The organism is Azomonas agilis, assembly GCF_007830255.1.
Lineage (GTDB): Bacteria > Pseudomonadota > Gammaproteobacteria > Pseudomonadales > Pseudomonadaceae > Azomonas > Azomonas agilis.
This window is the reverse complement of record NZ_VLKG01000001.1, coordinates 341,057-357,700: the sequence shown is the minus strand read 5'-3', so window position 1 is coordinate 357,700 and position 16,644 is coordinate 341,057. Positions and strand designations below refer to the sequence as shown.

Below are 16,644 nucleotides of genomic sequence, written 5' to 3'. Positions count from 1 at the left end.
TTGTTGAGGCTTAAAGCCCAGCCGCATCCCGCAGCAGATCGGCTTTATCGGTACGCTCCCAAGTAAAAGTATTGAAGGTATCACCCTTAACCGTGATTTCTTCAGATTGACGGCCAAAGTGACCGTAAGCCGCCGTAGCTTTGTACATGGGATGCAACAGATCCAGCATCTTGGTGATAGCGTAAGGGCGTAGATCGAAATGCTCGCGCACCAGTTGGATGATCTTGTCATCCCCAATCCGGCCCGTACCAAAGGTATTCAGGGAAATAGAGGTCGGTTGAGCCACGCCGATGGCATAGGACACTTGAATTTCGCAACGATCGGCCAAACCCGCCGCCACGATATTTTTAGCCACATAGCGGCCTGCGTAAGCGGCTGAACGGTCTACTTTAGACGGATCTTTGCCCGAGAATGCACCACCACCATGACGGGCCATGCCGCCATAGGAGTCCACGATAATCTTACGCCCAGTCAGACCGCAGTCACCCACCGGGCCACCGATGATGAACTGGCCCGTTGGGTTAATGTGGAACTGAGTGCCTTTGTGCAGCAATTCTGCGGGCAATGTGTGCTTGATGATCAGCTCCATCACCGCTTCTTGCAGGTCGGCTTGGCTGATTTCTGGGTTGTGCTGAGTGGACAATACCACCGCATCGATACCCACGACTTTGCCGTTTTCGTAGCGGCAGGTGACTTGGGACTTAGCGTCGGGACGCAGCCAAGGCAGTAAACCGGATTTGCGCGCTTCGGCTTGACGCTCCACCAAACGGTGGGAAAAGGTGATGGGCGCGGGCATCAGCACCTCGGTTTCGTTGCTGGCATAACCGAACATCAAACCTTGGTCACCGGCACCCTGATCTTCGGGCTTAGCGCGATCCACACCTTGGTTGATGTCGGGAGACTGCTTACCGATGATATTGATGATGCCGCAGGTATGCCCGTCATAACCCACGTTGGAGCTGTCATAGCCAATATCGACAATGACGTTGCGCACCAACTGTTCCAAATCAATCCACGCAGAGGTGGTGATTTCACCGGACACAATGGCTACCCCAGTTTTAACCATCGTCTCACAGGCTACGCGGGCGTGCTTGTCTTCGGCGATGATGGCATCTAGCACGGCATCGGAGATTTGGTCGGCAATCTTGTCCGGGTGGCCTTCTGAAACGGATTCAGAGGTGAAAACAGAGTATTCGCTCATTGATTGATTCCTAAAGTATCGGTGGTGCCTTGATGCTCCAGATCAGGTTTGGCGAAGTGCCTAATTTGGATCTGAAAACCGTTTTTTAATCCAATGTACAGTGTTTCACCGGGAATTAATCCGGCTGAGCTGGCCCAACGAGCCAGCTCTTCCTGTTCAAATCCTAGCCATAGATCTCCACAGACTTCTCGTGCCCAACTTTGCTGATGTTGGCAAAGCTCTGTGATCAGTAAACTACCTTTGGGGTGGAGTAGGTCAGCCAACTGCTGTAGGGCTTCTCCGGGGGCTGCGAGGTGGTGCAGTACCATATTTAAAATTAAACAATCCGTAGGAGGGCAAGAGGCTTGGAGTACATCGCCTAACATAAAGGCTACGTTGTCACAGCCTTGCTCCCTACAGTGTTGACGGGCTCGCTCCAGCATGGCTGAACTGCTGTCGATGGCCGTTACTTGGGCAAATCGAGCCGCTAAATCCGGGAGAAGACGACCTTCTCCAGGGCCTACTTCTAACACATGGGCACTATGGGGGATCTGTAGCGCCTCTAAAAACGCCAATAAGCTGTCGCGGTATTGGGGCAGTCCTGCAATTAGATCTTGGCGTTTCTGAAAACTACCGGCTAGTCGGGTGAAAAATTCCTCACTGGCGGCTCGACGCTGGGCGTGAACGGCTGTAATACGCTGTTGAATATCGGGTGCTAATTCCACTGCTTCCAGCGTATCCAATAACACGCTGTGTAAGGCTCCGCTGGGGCAAGCGGGGCTAGGTAAGGCCCGACGATAAAAAATGGCATTTCCTTCCCTACGCGTGGCCACCAGTCCTGCTTGGGCTAAGACTTTAAGGTGGTGGCTCATCCCAGATTGGCCAATGGCAAACACCTGAGTGAGTTCCAAAACCCCAAAAGAGTCATTGCTGAGTGCCCGTAAAATATTCAAACGCAGCGGATCGCCCGCCGCCTTGCACAGGCTGGCCAGAATATCGCTGGGCTCATGGGACACTCGGGGGATGCGTAGACTCATAGGTGGTGGAGTCTAGTGGGATAAAAACTAAGCCGCAATGCTGTATCAAAAAAAGTTGATATAGCCTCACAGTTTTTAAGGAATACTCCTGCCTTGGGCCTGAAATTCGTGTTTTACGCCCAGATTGAAGGTTTGATTCAAAATTTAGGCTTTGAGGTCGCTTCCTTCGCCAGTGTTTTAGCTTCTACAGCCTATGATCGGCTAAAATAATCCTTTTCTGCTCCCCTCCGAGGCTGTTCCGACCATGCTGATTCTGCGCGGCGCTCCCGCCCTTTCGACCTTCCGTCACGGCAAATTACTGGCCCAACTGACCCAGAAGGTACCGGCCATCCAAGGGCTGTATGCCGAGTTTGCCCACTTTGCCGAGCTGTCGGAGGCGCTGGATGCCAGCGAGCTTCAGGTGCTGGAGCGCTTGCTTAAGTATGGCCCCAGCGTGCCGGTACAAGAGCCCAAGGGCGCTTTATTCTTGGTTGTTCCGCGCACCGGCACTATTTCGCCTTGGTCGAGTAAGGCCAGCGACATTGCCCGCAACTGCGGCCTGAGCAAAGTCCGCCGTCTGGAGCGCGGGATCGCCTATTATGTGCAAGGCACCCTGTCAGCCGCTGAGTCCGCCCAAGTAGCGACCCTGCTGCATGATCGCATGACTCAGCAAGTTCTGAGCGCGCTGGAAGCCGCCGAAGGGCTATTCAGCCACGCGCAACCCAAAGCCCTGACCTCAGTGGATGTGCTCGGTGGTGGACGTGAGGCCTTGGTGGCTGCCAACACAGCCTTGGGGCTGGCTTTGGCTGAAGATGAGATCGACTATCTGGTCAGCAGCTTTATCACTCTGGGCCGCAACCCCAACGACATCGAACTGATGATGTTCGCACAGGCTAACTCCGAGCATTGTCGGCACAAGATTTTCAACGCCAGCTGGGATATTGATGGCGAAAGCCAGAGCAAATCCCTGTTCGGCATGATCAAAAATACCTACGAAATGCAGCACGAAGGCGTGCTCTCGGCCTATAAAGACAACGCCGCAGTGATGGAAGGCTTTACCGCCGGTCGTTTCTACCCCGATCCGAGTAGTGGCGAATACGGCGCGACCCAAGAGCCGGTACACATCCTGATGAAGGTGGAAACCCACAACCACCCCACCGCCATTGCGCCATTCCCTGGTGCTTCCACCGGCTCGGGTGGTGAAATCCGTGACGAGGGTGCCACCGGGCGCGGTGCCAAGCCCAAAGCGGGTTTGACCGGCTTTAGCGTGTCCAATCTGAACATTCCCGGCTTTGAACAACCTTGGGAACAGCCTTACGGTAAGCCAGAGCGCATCGTTAGCGCGTTGGACATCATGATTGATGGCCCGCTGGGTGGCGCGGCCTTCAACAACGAGTTTGGTCGTCCGGCGCTGACTGGCTATTTCCGTACCTTTGAGCAAGCGGTGGACAGCCCCCGCGGCGCGGAAGTGCGCGGCTACCACAAGCCCATCATGCTGGCGGGCGGTATGGGGAATATCCGTGCCGAGCATGTGCAAAAAGCCGAGATTTCCGTTGGGGCTAAGCTGATCGTGCTGGGCGGCCCCGCCATGTTGATTGGTCTGGGTGGCGGCGCGGCTTCCTCCATGGCCACCGGCAGCAGTTCGGCGGACTTGGACTTTGCCTCGGTGCAACGCGATAACCCGGAAATGGAGCGCCGTTGCCAAGAAGTGATCGACCGCTGCTGGCAGCTCGGCGAGGCCAACCCCATCAAGTTTATTCACGATGTGGGTGCGGGCGGTCTGTCCAATGCCTTCCCGGAGCTGATCAACGACGGCGGACGCGGCGGACGCTTTGAGCTGCGTAATGTGCCCAACGACGAGCCGGGCATGAGCCCGCTGGAAATCTGGTGCAACGAATCCCAAGAACGCTACGTTCTTTCGGTGGATGCGGCGGATTTTGAGCAGTTCAAAGCCATTTGTGAGCGCGAGCGCTGCCCCTTCGCCGTAGTCGGTGAAGCCACTGCTGAGCCACACCTGAGCGTTACAGACCGTCACTTTGGCAATGCGCCGGTAGATTTACCGCTGGAAGTACTGCTGGGCAAACCCCCACGCATGCACCGTTCTGTGCAACGTGAAGCCGAGCAGGGCGATGATTTTACCCCAGCTCAACTGAACCTCAGCGAAGCCATCAGCCGAGTGCTGCACCATCCTGCGGTCGCCAGTAAGAGCTTCTTGATTACCATCGGTGACCGCTCCATTACCGGCTTAGTCGCCCGCGATCAGATGGTCGGCCCGTGGCAGGTTCCGGTAGCCGATTGTGCGGTCACTGCTACCAGCTTTGATGTTTACACCGGCGAGGCCATGGCCGTTGGTGAGCGCACCCCACTGGCATTGTTGAATGCTCCCGCTTCTGGCCGTATGGCCATTGGTGAAACCATCACCAACTTGGCCGCGGCGCGTATTGAGCGTCTGGAGCATATTCGTCTGTCCGCTAACTGGATGGCGGCAGCCGGTCATCCCGGTGAGGATGCGCGCCTGTACGAAACCGTAAAAGCCGTGGGTATGGAGCTGTGTCCGGCGCTGGGCATCACCATTCCCGTGGGTAAGGACTCCATGTCCATGAAAACCCGCTGGCAGGATCAGGGCCAAGACAAGAGCGTCACTGCACCCCTGTCGCTGATCGTGTCCGGCTTTGCACCCGTGCAGGACATCCGCGCTACCCTGACTCCGCAACTGCGTTTGGATAAGGGCGAAACCCGTCTGCTGTTGGTCGATCTGGGCCGTGGTCAGAACCGTATGGGCGGCTCCATTCTGGCTCAGGTGTACGGCCAGATCGGCCGTGAAGTGCCGGATGTGGATGATCCGGTCGATCTGCGTACCTTCTTCATCACCCTTCAGTCTTTGAATGCCGCCGGTAAGCTGCTGGCGTACCACGACCGTTCCGATGGTGGCCTGATCACCACGCTGCTGGAAATGGCCTTTGCCGGTCACTGTGGCTTGCGTCTGGGGCTGGATAGCATTGCGCGCACGCTGGAAGAAGCCAATGCGGCCTTGTTCAACGAGGAGCTGGGAGCCGTGCTGCAAGTGCGTGCCAGCGATCTGGCCGCCATTGAAGAGCAATTCGAGGCCGTGGGCCTGAGCGATTGCATTGCCGTCTTGGGTGAGCCCGTAGTGGGCAATGAAATCACCCTTAGTTTAGGTGGTGAGGCGCTATTCCGTGGCCAGCGCAGCGCTTTGCAGGCCGAGTGGAGTGCCACCAGCCACCAAATCCAGCGCCTGCGCGATAACCCCGCGTGCGCCGATCAAGAGTTTGCTTTGATTCAGGAGCTGGATAACCCCGGTCTACATATCAAGCTCAGCTTCAATCCCAACGAAGATGTGGCCGCGCCTTACATCAAAACTGGTGTGCGTCCACGCATGGCGATTTTGCGTGAGCAGGGCGTGAACGGACAGGTGGAAATGGCCGCCGCCTTCGACCGCGCCGGTTTTGCCGCCGTGGATGTCCATATGAGCGATATTCTGGCCGGTCGAGTGGATTTGGCGACTTTTAAAGGCTTAGTAGCCTGCGGTGGTTTCTCTTATGGCGATGTGCTGGGCGCAGGCGAAGGTTGGGCCAAATCCATCCTGTTTAACAGCCGTGCCCGGGATGCCTTTAGTGCCTTCTTTGAGCGCAAGGACAGCTTTGCTTTAGGGGTGTGTAATGGCTGCCAGATGCTGTCAAACCTGCATGAGTTGATCCCCGGCAGTGAACTTTGGCCGCATTTCGTGCGTAATAAATCTGAGCAGTTTGAAGCTCGGGTAGCATTGGTACAGGTGCAAGAGTCGGCCTCTATCTTCCTACACGGCATGGTAGGTTCGCGGATGCCGATTGCCATTGCCCACGGGGAAGGACATGCCGAGTTTTCTAGTCCAGAAGCTCTGTTAGAGGCGGATTTGTCCGGTACTGTGGCTCTGCGTTATGTGGATAATTACGGCAAAGTCACCGAAAGCTATCCAGCTAACCCGAACAGCTCGCCGCGGGGTATCACTGGGCTTACCACGCCGGATGGCCGAGTAACCCTGATGATGCCGCACCCGGAGCGTGTATTCCGGGCAGTACAAAACTCTTGGCGGCCCGACGACTGGCAAGAGGATGGGGCTTGGATGCGCATGTTCCGTAATGCACGGGTGTGGGTGAACTGAGTCTAAACTGTTTAGCCGGTAGGCAGTAGCGGGGCTGCCTACCTAGGTTGATCAGTAAATACGCTGTCTAAGATGGATTGAGGTGTGTATGTATAAGCTGTGCTTTTACGTGCCCGAAACGCATTTAGAACCCGTCAAACAGGCTGTTTTCGAAGCAGGAGCTGGTCGAATAGGAGATTATGATCGCTGTTGTTGGCAGGTTTTGGGGCAAGGACAATTTCGGCCCTTGGAAGGCAGTAATCCTTTTTGGGGGCAAATGAATTGCTTAGAGACGCTTCCCGAATGGAAGGTCGAATTGGTAGTGATGGATGCCCTGATCCATGAGGTGATTGGAGCGCTTAAAGCCAGTCATCCTTATGAAACTCCGGCGTTTGAAGTCTGGCATCTGTCGGATTTGGCCGGTTAGTCAGCGCTCCTCCTGCGTCCAGCTCCACTCATGTGTTAGGAGTTATTAACTTTTTCATTATACAACTCCTTATAAAAATATAAGGAGTTATAATTAACACCAAAATACTTATAGAGCGGGTTTTACTTATTTATTGCTTGACTGAGTGCAGACAAAGGTCTTGCCGGAGGAGTGATACCTGCCATAGCTAAAAATTGTTTTAAGGCAATTAATCCGGCTTTGGATAAGATTAGCTCATTATTATGTTCAAAAGCGGATGATGAAATAGAGGCAATACTGTGTCGCCCCTCAACTAAACCGAAATTAATCCAGTGATTGCAAGCCTCTTCGAAACCCTCTGCTCCGAATGCTTGGAGTAAATCAGGATTATTACTTAAGTAAAATTTTGGATCAAAAAAGGGGGAGCCTTGACGACCCTCTTTAATACCCAGAGTCACCCAGTGATTAAAAGCAGCGGCATAGTTATTACCAAAGGCTTTTTTTAAATCATCATACTGATGTAGATAAAACTGGGGGACAAAAAACGGATTAGGAGATCGCCCCTCATTAAGTCCTATGAATATATAGTGACTAGCAGCACCATCCTGTGTTCCATAGGAGCTTTTGGCGACGTCTGGGTAACATCTTAGATAGTAGGTATTAAAGAAGGTTCTCACTGTGCTTACGGGTGGTGGGCTAGTATCCATGATCATTGTTCCAGAGGAAGCTGTTATAAGCGTACATTTAATGTTGGATGTCAGAATGACATATAAGCTACATCCACCGGATTAGGATAGCTTTAAAGCTTATTAAAAAATAGACTGTTTTTACTTTTCGGAGTTTATGCTCAGATGGATACGGGATATTAGAATTCCCGACTCAAGGAGCCTGATAGAAGTCTGAGCGAAAATGAGGATACTGAGGCGATTTTTGGGTTTGGGGCCAAAGAAGGTAAGTTTCAGAAATCAAAATACTTTCCTATATTGGCTTCATCATTATTGCTTTCATTTCAAAACGTTAAGCTGATCGATGACTCTTAATTTGGATGGAATAGCAGTTGGAGTGAGTTCATACGGAGCCCCCCTAATGAGACGCTGACTGCACAGTACAGGCTTGAATAGTAAGTGGGAATTTTAAATCTCCGGTTAGGGCCGGAGATTTAAAGGACATAAAACATGATGGTTACAAAGTGCAGCAAGCTTCCGGCGATCACGAATAAATGCCAAATGCCGTGCCAGTGACGAAAGCGTTCATCGAAGACAAAAAATATAATGCCAACGGTATACATAATGCCGCCGGCTACTAACCAAGTAAAACCTTCAGTACCTAAAGCGGAAATTAAAGGGTTGATGGCTACTAAGATAATCCAGCCCATAAGCGCATAAATGACAATGGACAATACTCGTGCTTCGGAGCGCGGTTTGATTTCTTGCAACATGCCAATAACAGCCATGCCCCAGACTGTGCCAAAGAGCGCCCAACCTAGAGGGCCGCGTAGAGTGACGAGGCAAAAGGGTGTGTAACTGCCTGCAATCATCAAGTAAATAGACAGATGATCCATCTTGCGCATGATGAGCTTTGCTCGCCCGCGCACACAGTGGTAAATCGTTGATACACAATATAAAAGCGCTAAGGTGATTCCGTAAATAGCCACACTGACCACTTTATTGGGATTTCCGTCCAAGCTGGCCATTACGACCAGCCAAATAGCCCCAATAAAGGCCAAAATAGCTCCAATCAGGTGGGTCCATGCATTGAAACGTTCACCGTAATACATAGTTGTTTCCTTCCCCTGTCAGCATCTGCTGCATTGCGCAAAGATCTGTAGTTTTAAACGGACTACAAATCATGTAGTCCGTGCTTAAGGGGGTCGGGCATTGTCGGGAGGCTAGTTGGCCTAATGAGTATTTACCCAACCCGACTCTCATTAGAAAACTAGTCTTGTTTCAGAGGCTTTACCAGTCCTTTGCATCAGTTTTGCACTTGACTGAGAGGTAGCGCTCAAATGGTGAGTAAACTCGGCTAAAGTCGCTCAGGAACAGGCACTGGAGCCGGTTCGATGGCATCAATCTCCCGTTGCAGTTCATCCAACAATGAGCCTGGTTCTGGCGCTTCATCCTGCTGCACAGGCTGTTGGCCTTCACGCTCATTCACAATAGTCGTTGCTTGTCCCGTACCCAATAGACGCTGGTCACGGCTTACTCCGGGCATAAAATCACCGGCTAAGCCAATAAGTTGATTATCTTTGCCGAAGACTAGACTGATGCGTTCTTGCTGACGACGTGTGCCGCCCGCTTGGAAACTGTACAGATAATCCCAGCGTTTAGGATGAAAAGTATCGGTCATCAAGGGGCTACCCATGATAAAACGCACCTGACGTTGAGTCATACCGGGGCGTAATTGGTCTACCATATCCTGAGTAATGACATTGCCCTGCTGGATGTCCATTTTGTACACATGGGGAATAGGAATAGCGCAACCTGCCAGCAGATTGAAACAAATAAGACAGGTGAGCAGAAGTTTGGAGTTTTGCATCGGAGAATGACTTCCACTATCTTGGCAGAGCAAATCAGTTGCGGATCATACCGCATCACCGAAGCTGCGAAACAGCAGCAGTAGCGAGAACCGACCATGGTTGAAAATCAAGAACTACGCAAAGCGGGCCTAAAAGTTACTTTGCCACGCATCAAAATCCTGCAAATGCTGGATTCTGCCGGTCATCGGCACATGAGTGCTGAGGACGTATACAAGGCATTAATGGACGCGGGTGAAGACGTGGGTTTAGCTACCGTTTATCGGGTACTGACTCAGTTTGAGGCCGCTGGTTTGGTAGTGCGCCATAACTTCGACAACGGTCATGCCGTCTTTGAACTGGCGGACAACGGTCATCACGATCATATGGTATGCATTGACAGCGGCGAGGTGATTGAGTTCTACGAGCCTGGGATTGAACAGTTGCAGCGCGAGATCGTCAAAAAGCACGGTTTTGAGCTGATTGGCCACAATCTGGTGCTGTATGTGCGTAAGCCGGGAAGTACCCCTTCCTCCTGACATGTGTTTGGGTCAGTCACCGGATTGGCCCACCGCATCCTCCAGTAAGGCTCGGGCGTGGGCGTAGGATTCCTCGGTACGCTGTAGGCCGCTCATCATGCGGGCCAGTTCTTCAACGCGCTGTGTTGAGCTGAGCTCGGAAATCTGTGTGTGCGTCTCTTGACCATTATCTGCCTTATGTACCAGCAGGTGTTGATGGCCGTGGGCAGCTACCTGAGCGGCATGGGTTACACTGAGAACCTGACCCCGATTACCCAGTTGACGCAGTAATTGGCCAATCACGGCGGCGGTTGGGCCTCCGATGCCCACATCCACCTCATCAAAAATTAAGGTTGGAATACCAGAGGTTTGAGCGGTAATTACCTGAATAGCCAAGCTGATACGGGATAATTCTCCCCCTGAGGCCACTTTGGCCAAAGGTCGTACCGGTTGCCCTGGATTGGCGCTGACCAAAAAATTAATCTGCTCCAGACCATGAGGTTGGGGGATTGTTGTCGATTGAGGTTCTAACTCAATCTTAAAACGTCCCTTGGGCATGCCTAAGCCCTGAATCTCGCGGCTGATGATGGCTTCCAATTGTGTGGCGGCTTGGCGGCGTATATGGCTTAAGTGTTCAGCCTGTTGTCTATATTCCTGAGCCAGTTGATCCATGTGCTGCTCTAAATGGCCACAGTGGGCGCTTTCCTCTTGTAACTGCGTTAAGGTGTGATGCAGTTGCTGCTGGTGCTCAAGGAGTGCTTCGGGTTGAATACGGTGCTTGCGCGCCAGTCGATATAGCGTGTTGAGGCGCTGTTCCAGTTGCTGTTGGTGTTGCGGGTCGGAGTTAAAATGATCAATGAAGTGTTGTAATTCGTTGACCGCCTCAGCTACCTGAATTTGAGCGCTGGAAAGTAGCTGAATAGCCTCTTCTAATGCTTTAGGTCGGCTGTTGCAGCCGGTGAGTCGGTTTAGACTGCTGTTAAGCGCCGCTTGTATGGTGCCCGATTTACCTTCGCTACACAGATCCAACACATAGCGACAGTTGCTCAGTAAAGCCTCAGCTTCGGCCAATTGTCGATGTTCTTGTTCTAGTTGTGGGACTTCATTTTCGACTAAGCCCAACTGTTCAAGCTCTTCATGCTGATACTCAAGCAGCTCTTGCTGAGCTTGGCGTTGTGCCTGTTGCTGCTGATGCTGTTCCAGAGCCCGCCGAGTTTGGCTCCAGTGTTGTGCCAACTGCTGAACCTGTTGCGCCAGAGATTGCGCCTGTGCGTATTCATCCAGCAGACGGCGATGGGTTTCGGCGCGTAATAGGGATTGATGTTCGTGCTGGCTGTGAATATCAACCAGATAAGCGCCTAGGGTTTTTAAGTCATTTAGGCTGCATAAACTGCCATTGATGTAGGCGCGTGAGCGTCCTTCCGTCGTCACGATGCGCCGCAGTAGGCATACATCCTCTTGATCCAAATCGCGCTCTTGCAGCCATTGACGGGCTTCGGGTAAGTCATCCAAAGAAAAGTGCGCCAAAATTTCAGCCCGCTCTGCACCGGGGCGTACCGCGCTGCTGTCGGCGCGATCTCCCAAGGCTAAGCCTAGAGCATCCACCATAATGGATTTACCGGCTCCGGTTTCGCCTGTAATCACCGTCATTCCGGGGCGCAGATCTAAATCCAGGTGTTCAATAGTGGCGTAATGGCGAATAACGAGCTGAACCAGCATAGTGGGCTATTCCTTTGGCAACGACCGCCCGTTATCTGGGCTGAGTGGGCAGGGCATTAGAGCAGTATTTTGCTGAGTTTTTGTAGTAGTGCTCGTTTTAACGCTAAGCCCTTGAAGCCTGCATTTATGTCCCCATATTGGGCGGCAAGCAAAACGATGTAAGCACCAGACAGACAGGAGGAAGGCATGGCTGACGAGCACAATCAAGATCAGCAAAATCTTGAGGCAAATGAAAGCAAAACCGCTGAAGCTGGTGAAGACTTAAGCAGTCGCATTCACACCCTCGAAGAGCAACTCGCGGCGGCACAGGATCAAAACTTGCGCATGGCGGCTGAGGTACAAAACATTCGCCGTCGCGCAGAGCAGGACGTAGAAAAGGCCCACAAATTCGCTTTAGAGCGTTTTGCGGGAGATTTGTTGGCCATTGTAGACAGCTTGGAGCGTGGCTTAGAGCTGTCTAGCCCGAATGACGAAGCAGTGAAGCCTATCCGTGAGGGTATGGAGCTGACCTTTAAGCTGTTCTTGGACACCCTAGCACGTCACCAACTGACTGCTATTGATCCGGTGGGTGAGCCCTTTAACCCAGAGCATCATCAAGCGATGGCGATGGAAGAGAGCGCCCATGCTGAGCCCAACAGCGTGCTCAAAGTATTCCAAAAGGGCTATTTGCTGAATGGTCGTTTACTGCGCCCCGCGATGGTGGTGGTCAGTAAAGCACCTCAGGCACACACTTCAGTTGATGAGCAAGCTTGAAATCCAGCGACTGATCCCTATTTAAGAGTCAAGCAGTTTTGCGTGAAGTGCCCTAGGTAAAGACCAAGCGGCGCAGAATGAATAGAGAATTTGGAGAGATACACATGGGCAAAATTATCGGCATCGACCTCGGCACCACTAACTCCTGCGTCGCCATTCTGGAAAATGGCAACGTCAAGGTGATTGAGAATGCTGAGGGCGCGCGTACTACCCCATCCATCATCGCCTACACCAACGATGGTGAAACTCTGGTAGGCCAGTCCGCTAAGCGCCAAGCGGTCACTAACCCGCAAAATACTCTGTACGCGGTGAAGCGTCTGATCGGCCGTCGCTTTGCTGAAGAAGTCGTTCAGAAAGACATCAAGCTGGTGCCTTACACCATCACTAAAGCCGACAACGGCGATGCCTGGGTGGAAGTCAAAGGCCAAAAAATGGCCCCACCACAAATCTCCGCCGAAGTGCTGAAAAAGATGAAGAAAACCGCTGAGGATTACCTCGGCGAGCCCGTAACTGAAGCGGTGATCACCGTTCCAGCTTACTTTAACGACAGCCAGCGCCAAGCGACTAAAGATGCCGGTCGTATCGCCGGTCTGGAAGTGAAGCGGATCATCAACGAACCGACCGCTGCCGCTCTGGCCTACGGTATGGACAAAGCCAAAGGCGACCACACCGTCATCGTCTATGACTTGGGTGGTGGTACCTTCGACGTTTCCGTGATCGAGATTGCTGAAGTCGATGGCGAGCATCAGTTTGAAGTACTGGCCACCAACGGTGATACCTTCCTCGGTGGTGAAGACTTCGACATCAAGCTGATCGACTATCTGGCGGATGAATTCAAGAAAGAAAGTGGCATCGACCTGAAAGGCGACCCACTGGCCATGCAGCGCCTGAAAGAAGCCGCTGAAAAGGCCAAGATCGAGCTGTCCTCCAGCCAGCAAACCGACGTGAACCTGCCCTACATCACCGCTGATGCCACAGGCCCGAAACACCTGAACGTCAAAATCTCCCGCGCCAAGCTGGAAGCGCTGGTGGAAGAGCTGGTTGAGCGCACCATCGAGCCCTGCCGTATCGCGCTGAAAGACGCCGGTATTGACCCGTCCAAAATCGACGAAGTGATTCTGGTCGGTGGTCAAACCCGTATGCCGCTGGTACAGCAAAAAGTGGCCAGCTTCTTCGGTAAAGAAGCGCGTAAAGACGTTAACCCGGACGAAGCTGTAGCCATCGGTGCGGCCATTCAAGGTGCGGTACTGGCCGGCGACGTCAAAGACGTTCTGCTGCTGGACGTTTCTCCGCTGACGCTGGGCATTGAAACTCTGGGCGGCGTGATGACCGCGCTGATCGAGAAGAACACCACGATTCCGACCAAAAAGTCGCAAGTGTTCTCCACCGCAGACGACAACCAAAACGCCGTGACCATTCACGTGCTGCAAGGTGAGCGTAAGCAAGCGACTCAGAACAAGTCACTGGGCCGTTTCGATCTGGCGGACATTCCTCCAGCGCCTCGCGGTGTACCGCAAATTGAAGTCACCTTCGACATCGATGCCAACGGTATTTTGAACGTGTCCGCTAAGGACAAAGCCACCGGCAAACAGCAGTCCATCGTCATCAAGGCCAACTCCGGTCTGTCGGAAGACGAAATCCAACAAATGGTGCGTGATGCCGAGGCCAATGCCGAGGAAGATCGCAAGTTTGAGGAGCTGGCCACCGCGCGCAACCAAGGCGATCAACTGGTACACGCTACCCGTAAGATGATCACTGAAGCCGGTGATAAAGCCACGGCTGACGAAAAAGTAGCCATCGAGAAAGCCATTGCTGATCTGGAAGCTGCGGTTAAAGGCGACGACAAAGCCCAGATCGATGCCAAGGTAGAAGCGCTCTCCGCTGCAACCGCACCACTGGCGCAGAAAATGTATGCTGAGCAACCTCAGAGTGCTGAAGGCGGTTGCGGTACCGAAGGTTGTGGTGATGGCAAATGCAACGACAAAGATGACGTGGTCGATGCTGAGTTCGAAGAAGTGAAGGACAGCAAAAAAGGCCAGAAATAAGCAGCTAACTGCTTATGCTCCAGCCCATAACCTTTATGGGCTGATTGCTGCGCGGGGGCTTGCTCCCGCGTTGGCACGTCTGGAGCCCATACAGGCGATGAAGTGTCATGGGGGGAGCCAAAGGCTTCGCGGGTAGGCCTCAGACTCGCGTACACTCCCGCCCGATACCGATGAGGATTTGGAACAGCTATGGCTAAGCGTGATTATTACGAGGTTTTGGGGGTTGCAAAGGGGGCCGATGAGGCCGAGCTGAAAAAAGCGTACCGTCGCCTCGCCATGAAATATCATCCTGACCGCAATCCCGACGACAAGGAAGCGGAGGAAAAATTTAAAGAGGCCAACGAAGCCTACGAGATTCTCTCGGATGCCAAAAAGCGCGCCGCGTATGATCAATATGGCCACGCCGGTGTCGATCCCAGTATGGGCGGCGGGCCTGGAGCCGGCAATGCCAACTTCTCCGACATCTTTGGCGATGTGTTCAGCGACTTTTTTGGTAGCGGTGGGCGTGGTGGCCGGGGTGGTGCCCAGCGTGGCAGTGATCTGCGTTATACCTTAGAGCTGGATTTAGAAGAAGCTGTGCGGGGTACAACGGTTAATATTCGTGTTCCAACGCTGGTTTCTTGCAGTGTGTGTGAGGGTACAGGCGCTAAGAAAGGCTCCAGCGCTATTACCTGTCCAACCTGTAACGGTATTGGGCAAGTGCGCATGCAACAGGGGTTTTTCTCGGTACAGCAAACCTGTCCTCGTTGTCACGGTAGCGGAAAAATCATCCCCGACCCTTGCCCAGCTTGTAAGGGTCGTGGCCGCGTGGAAGAGCAAAAGACTTTATCGGTCAAAATTCCAGCCGGTGTAGACAACGGAGATCGCATTCGCTTAGCCGGTGAAGGAGAGGCAGGAGCTCTAGGTGGGCCGGCTGGAGACCTTTATGTCGTGGTTACGATACGCGAGCATCCTATCTTCCAACGCGATGGACGGGATTTGTACTGCGAGGTTCCCATCAGCTTTGTGGATGCAGCCCTTGGAGGCGAATTAGAAGTACCCACCTTAGATGGCCGTGTGAAGCTTAAAATTCCTGAAGGTAGCCAGAGCGGTAAAATGTTCCGCCTGCGGGGTAAGGGTGTAACTTCCGTGCGTGGGGGTGGCCCTGGGGATTTGATGTGCCGCATTATGGTGGAAACACCGGTTAACTTGCGTCCTGAGCAGCGCAAGTTGCTGGAAGAGTTCCGCGATACCCTGCAACAAGACAGCTCGCACTCCCCTAAAGCCAGCGGTTGGTTTGAGGGCGTAAAGCGTTTTTTCGAAGGTTTGTAAGCCCAGTGAAAAAACCCTAAAAGGTTCAACATTCGGCTAAAGCTGAGGTTAATAGATGCAATCCATTGCTGTAGTGGGCGCTGCAGGGCGCATGGGGCGGGCGTTAATTCAAGCCCTGACACAGGCCGAAGGAGCTCGTCTTGGCGCGGCTATTGATCGTCCAGAAAGCAGTTTAATCGGCAGCGATGCAGGCGAATTGGCAGCTTTGGGACGCTTAAATGTACCTGTGAGCAGCGACCTAGGCGCAGCTTTAGGGCAGGTTTCGGCACTGATCGATTTCACCCATCCCAGTTGCACCCTGATCAATCTGGAGCTGTGCCGCCAGGCTAAAGTGCCGATGGTCATTGGCACCACAGGTTTTACCCCCGCCGAAAAGCAAAAGCTGCTAGATGCGGCCAAGGAAATCCCCATTGTCTTTGCCGCCAACTTCAGTGTGGGTGTCAACCTGTGCCTGAAGCTGTTGGATACGGCCGCCCGTGTCTTGGGTGATGACGTAGACATCGAGATCATTGAGGCCCACCACCGCCATAAAGTAGATGCCCCCTCAGGGACGGCTTTGCGTATGGGCGAAGTAGTGGCTAATGCCTTAGGACGTGATCTGGAAAAGGTTGCAGTCTATGGTCGTGAGGGCCAAACCGGAGCCCGCGCCCGTGAAACCATTGGTTTTGCCACCGTGCGGGCCGGCGATGTGGTGGGGGATCATACGGTGCTTTTTGCCGCAGAAGGCGAGCGCGTCGAAATCACCCATAAAGCCTCCAGTCGTTTGACCTTTGCCAAGGGTGCGGTACGTGCCGCTCTGTGGCTTCAGGACAAACCGGCGGGACTCTACGATATGCAGGATGTGTTGGGTTTAAAATAAGCCCATTAAAACTGCGTGAGACCTCCAAGGGTCGGCTGGCGATTTACAGCACTTTTCTGTATATTGTCTGCTTTAGTGTGTCCACTAAAAGTAACGCAGACATGGCTTTAATTTCTAAAAAGCGGGGTGACCTTCATACGTCATCCCGTTTTTTTACACCCTGCGTTTGCTCCAGCCTTTGATC

The 16,644-nt window shown here is 53.0% G+C and carries 13 protein-coding genes; 7 read left to right on the top strand and 6 right to left on the bottom strand.

Annotation, left to right across the window (positions count from 1 at the left end; all coding sequences use genetic code 11):
- Nucleotides 1-10: 10 nt before the first annotated feature.
- Nucleotides 11-1,201: a methionine adenosyltransferase gene (gene metK / locus LX59_RS01590; RefSeq protein ID WP_144570079.1), complete on the bottom strand. Its 1,191-nt coding sequence runs from the start codon at nucleotides 1,199-1,201 to the stop codon at nucleotides 11-13.
- Entirely contained in the window at nucleotides 1,198-2,217 is a 1,020-nt protein-coding gene (locus tag LX59_RS01585) for a metalloregulator ArsR/SmtB family transcription factor (protein ID WP_144570078.1), read from the bottom strand. Before LX59_RS01585 ends, metK begins: the two co-directional genes overlap by 4 nt.
- Nucleotides 2,218-2,461: 244 nt before the next feature.
- Here LX59_RS01585 and purL point away from each other — a divergent pair, with 244 nt between their 5' ends.
- Nucleotides 2,462-6,358: a phosphoribosylformylglycinamidine synthase gene (purL, locus tag LX59_RS01580; RefSeq protein ID WP_144570077.1), complete on the top strand. Its 3,897-nt coding sequence runs from the start codon at nucleotides 2,462-2,464 to the stop codon at nucleotides 6,356-6,358.
- An 88-nt stretch (nucleotides 6,359-6,446) separates the two neighbouring features.
- Nucleotides 6,447-6,764, top strand: a complete 318-nt coding sequence (locus LX59_RS01575) for a YqfO family protein (protein WP_144570076.1) — start codon at nucleotides 6,447-6,449, stop codon at nucleotides 6,762-6,764.
- Between the two features lie 122 nt (nucleotides 6,765-6,886).
- Here the strand turns inward: LX59_RS01575 and LX59_RS01570 are convergent, their stop codons facing one another.
- The 3 genes from LX59_RS01570 to LX59_RS01560 form a co-directional block, all read right to left on the bottom strand.
- On the bottom strand, nucleotides 6,887-7,450 hold the full coding sequence (locus LX59_RS01570) for a hypothetical protein (RefSeq protein ID WP_144570075.1): 564 nt from the start codon (nucleotides 7,448-7,450) through the stop codon (nucleotides 6,887-6,889).
- A gap of 452 nt (nucleotides 7,451-7,902) precedes the next feature.
- Nucleotides 7,903-8,520, bottom strand: a complete 618-nt coding sequence (gene trhA / locus LX59_RS01565) for a PAQR family membrane homeostasis protein TrhA (RefSeq protein WP_144570074.1) — start codon at nucleotides 8,518-8,520, stop codon at nucleotides 7,903-7,905.
- A gap of 245 nt (nucleotides 8,521-8,765) precedes the next feature.
- Entirely contained in the window at nucleotides 8,766-9,278 is a 513-nt protein-coding gene (locus tag LX59_RS01560; protein WP_144570073.1) for an outer membrane protein assembly factor BamE, read from the bottom strand.
- A gap of 96 nt (nucleotides 9,279-9,374) precedes the next feature.
- On the opposite strand from LX59_RS01560, the gene fur reads away from it, so the two are divergent.
- Nucleotides 9,375-9,794, top strand: coding sequence for a ferric iron uptake transcriptional regulator (fur, locus tag LX59_RS01555; protein WP_144570072.1), 420 nt, complete (start codon nucleotides 9,375-9,377; stop codon nucleotides 9,792-9,794).
- Nucleotides 9,795-9,806: 12 nt separating this feature from the next.
- On the opposite strand, the gene recN is transcribed toward fur, so the two are convergent.
- Nucleotides 9,807-11,492: a DNA repair protein RecN gene (gene recN / locus LX59_RS01550; RefSeq protein WP_144570071.1), complete on the bottom strand. Its 1,686-nt coding sequence runs from the start codon at nucleotides 11,490-11,492 to the stop codon at nucleotides 9,807-9,809.
- A 186-nt stretch (nucleotides 11,493-11,678) separates the two neighbouring features.
- Here recN and grpE point away from each other — a divergent pair, with 186 nt between their 5' ends.
- From grpE to dapB, 4 genes are all read left to right on the top strand, one after another.
- On the top strand, nucleotides 11,679-12,245 hold the full coding sequence (grpE, locus tag LX59_RS01545; protein WP_144570070.1) for a nucleotide exchange factor GrpE: 567 nt from the start codon (nucleotides 11,679-11,681) through the stop codon (nucleotides 12,243-12,245).
- Nucleotides 12,246-12,349: 104 nt separating this feature from the next.
- Nucleotides 12,350-14,290 carry a molecular chaperone DnaK gene (gene dnaK / locus LX59_RS01540; RefSeq protein WP_144570069.1) on the top strand — a complete coding sequence of 647 codons (1,941 nt, stop codon included), beginning with the start codon at nucleotides 12,350-12,352 and terminating at the stop codon, nucleotides 14,288-14,290.
- 189 nt (nucleotides 14,291-14,479) lie between these two features.
- The gene (gene dnaJ, locus LX59_RS01535; protein WP_144570068.1) at nucleotides 14,480-15,601 is read left to right on the top strand and encodes a molecular chaperone DnaJ; all 1,122 of its coding nucleotides are present in this window, start codon (nucleotides 14,480-14,482) and stop codon (nucleotides 15,599-15,601) included.
- Between the two features lie 55 nt (nucleotides 15,602-15,656).
- Nucleotides 15,657-16,460 (top strand): 4-hydroxy-tetrahydrodipicolinate reductase, encoded by an 804-nt coding sequence (gene dapB / locus LX59_RS01530; protein WP_144570067.1) that lies wholly within the window; start codon nucleotides 15,657-15,659, stop codon nucleotides 16,458-16,460.
- Nucleotides 16,461-16,644: the final 184 nt, after the last annotated feature.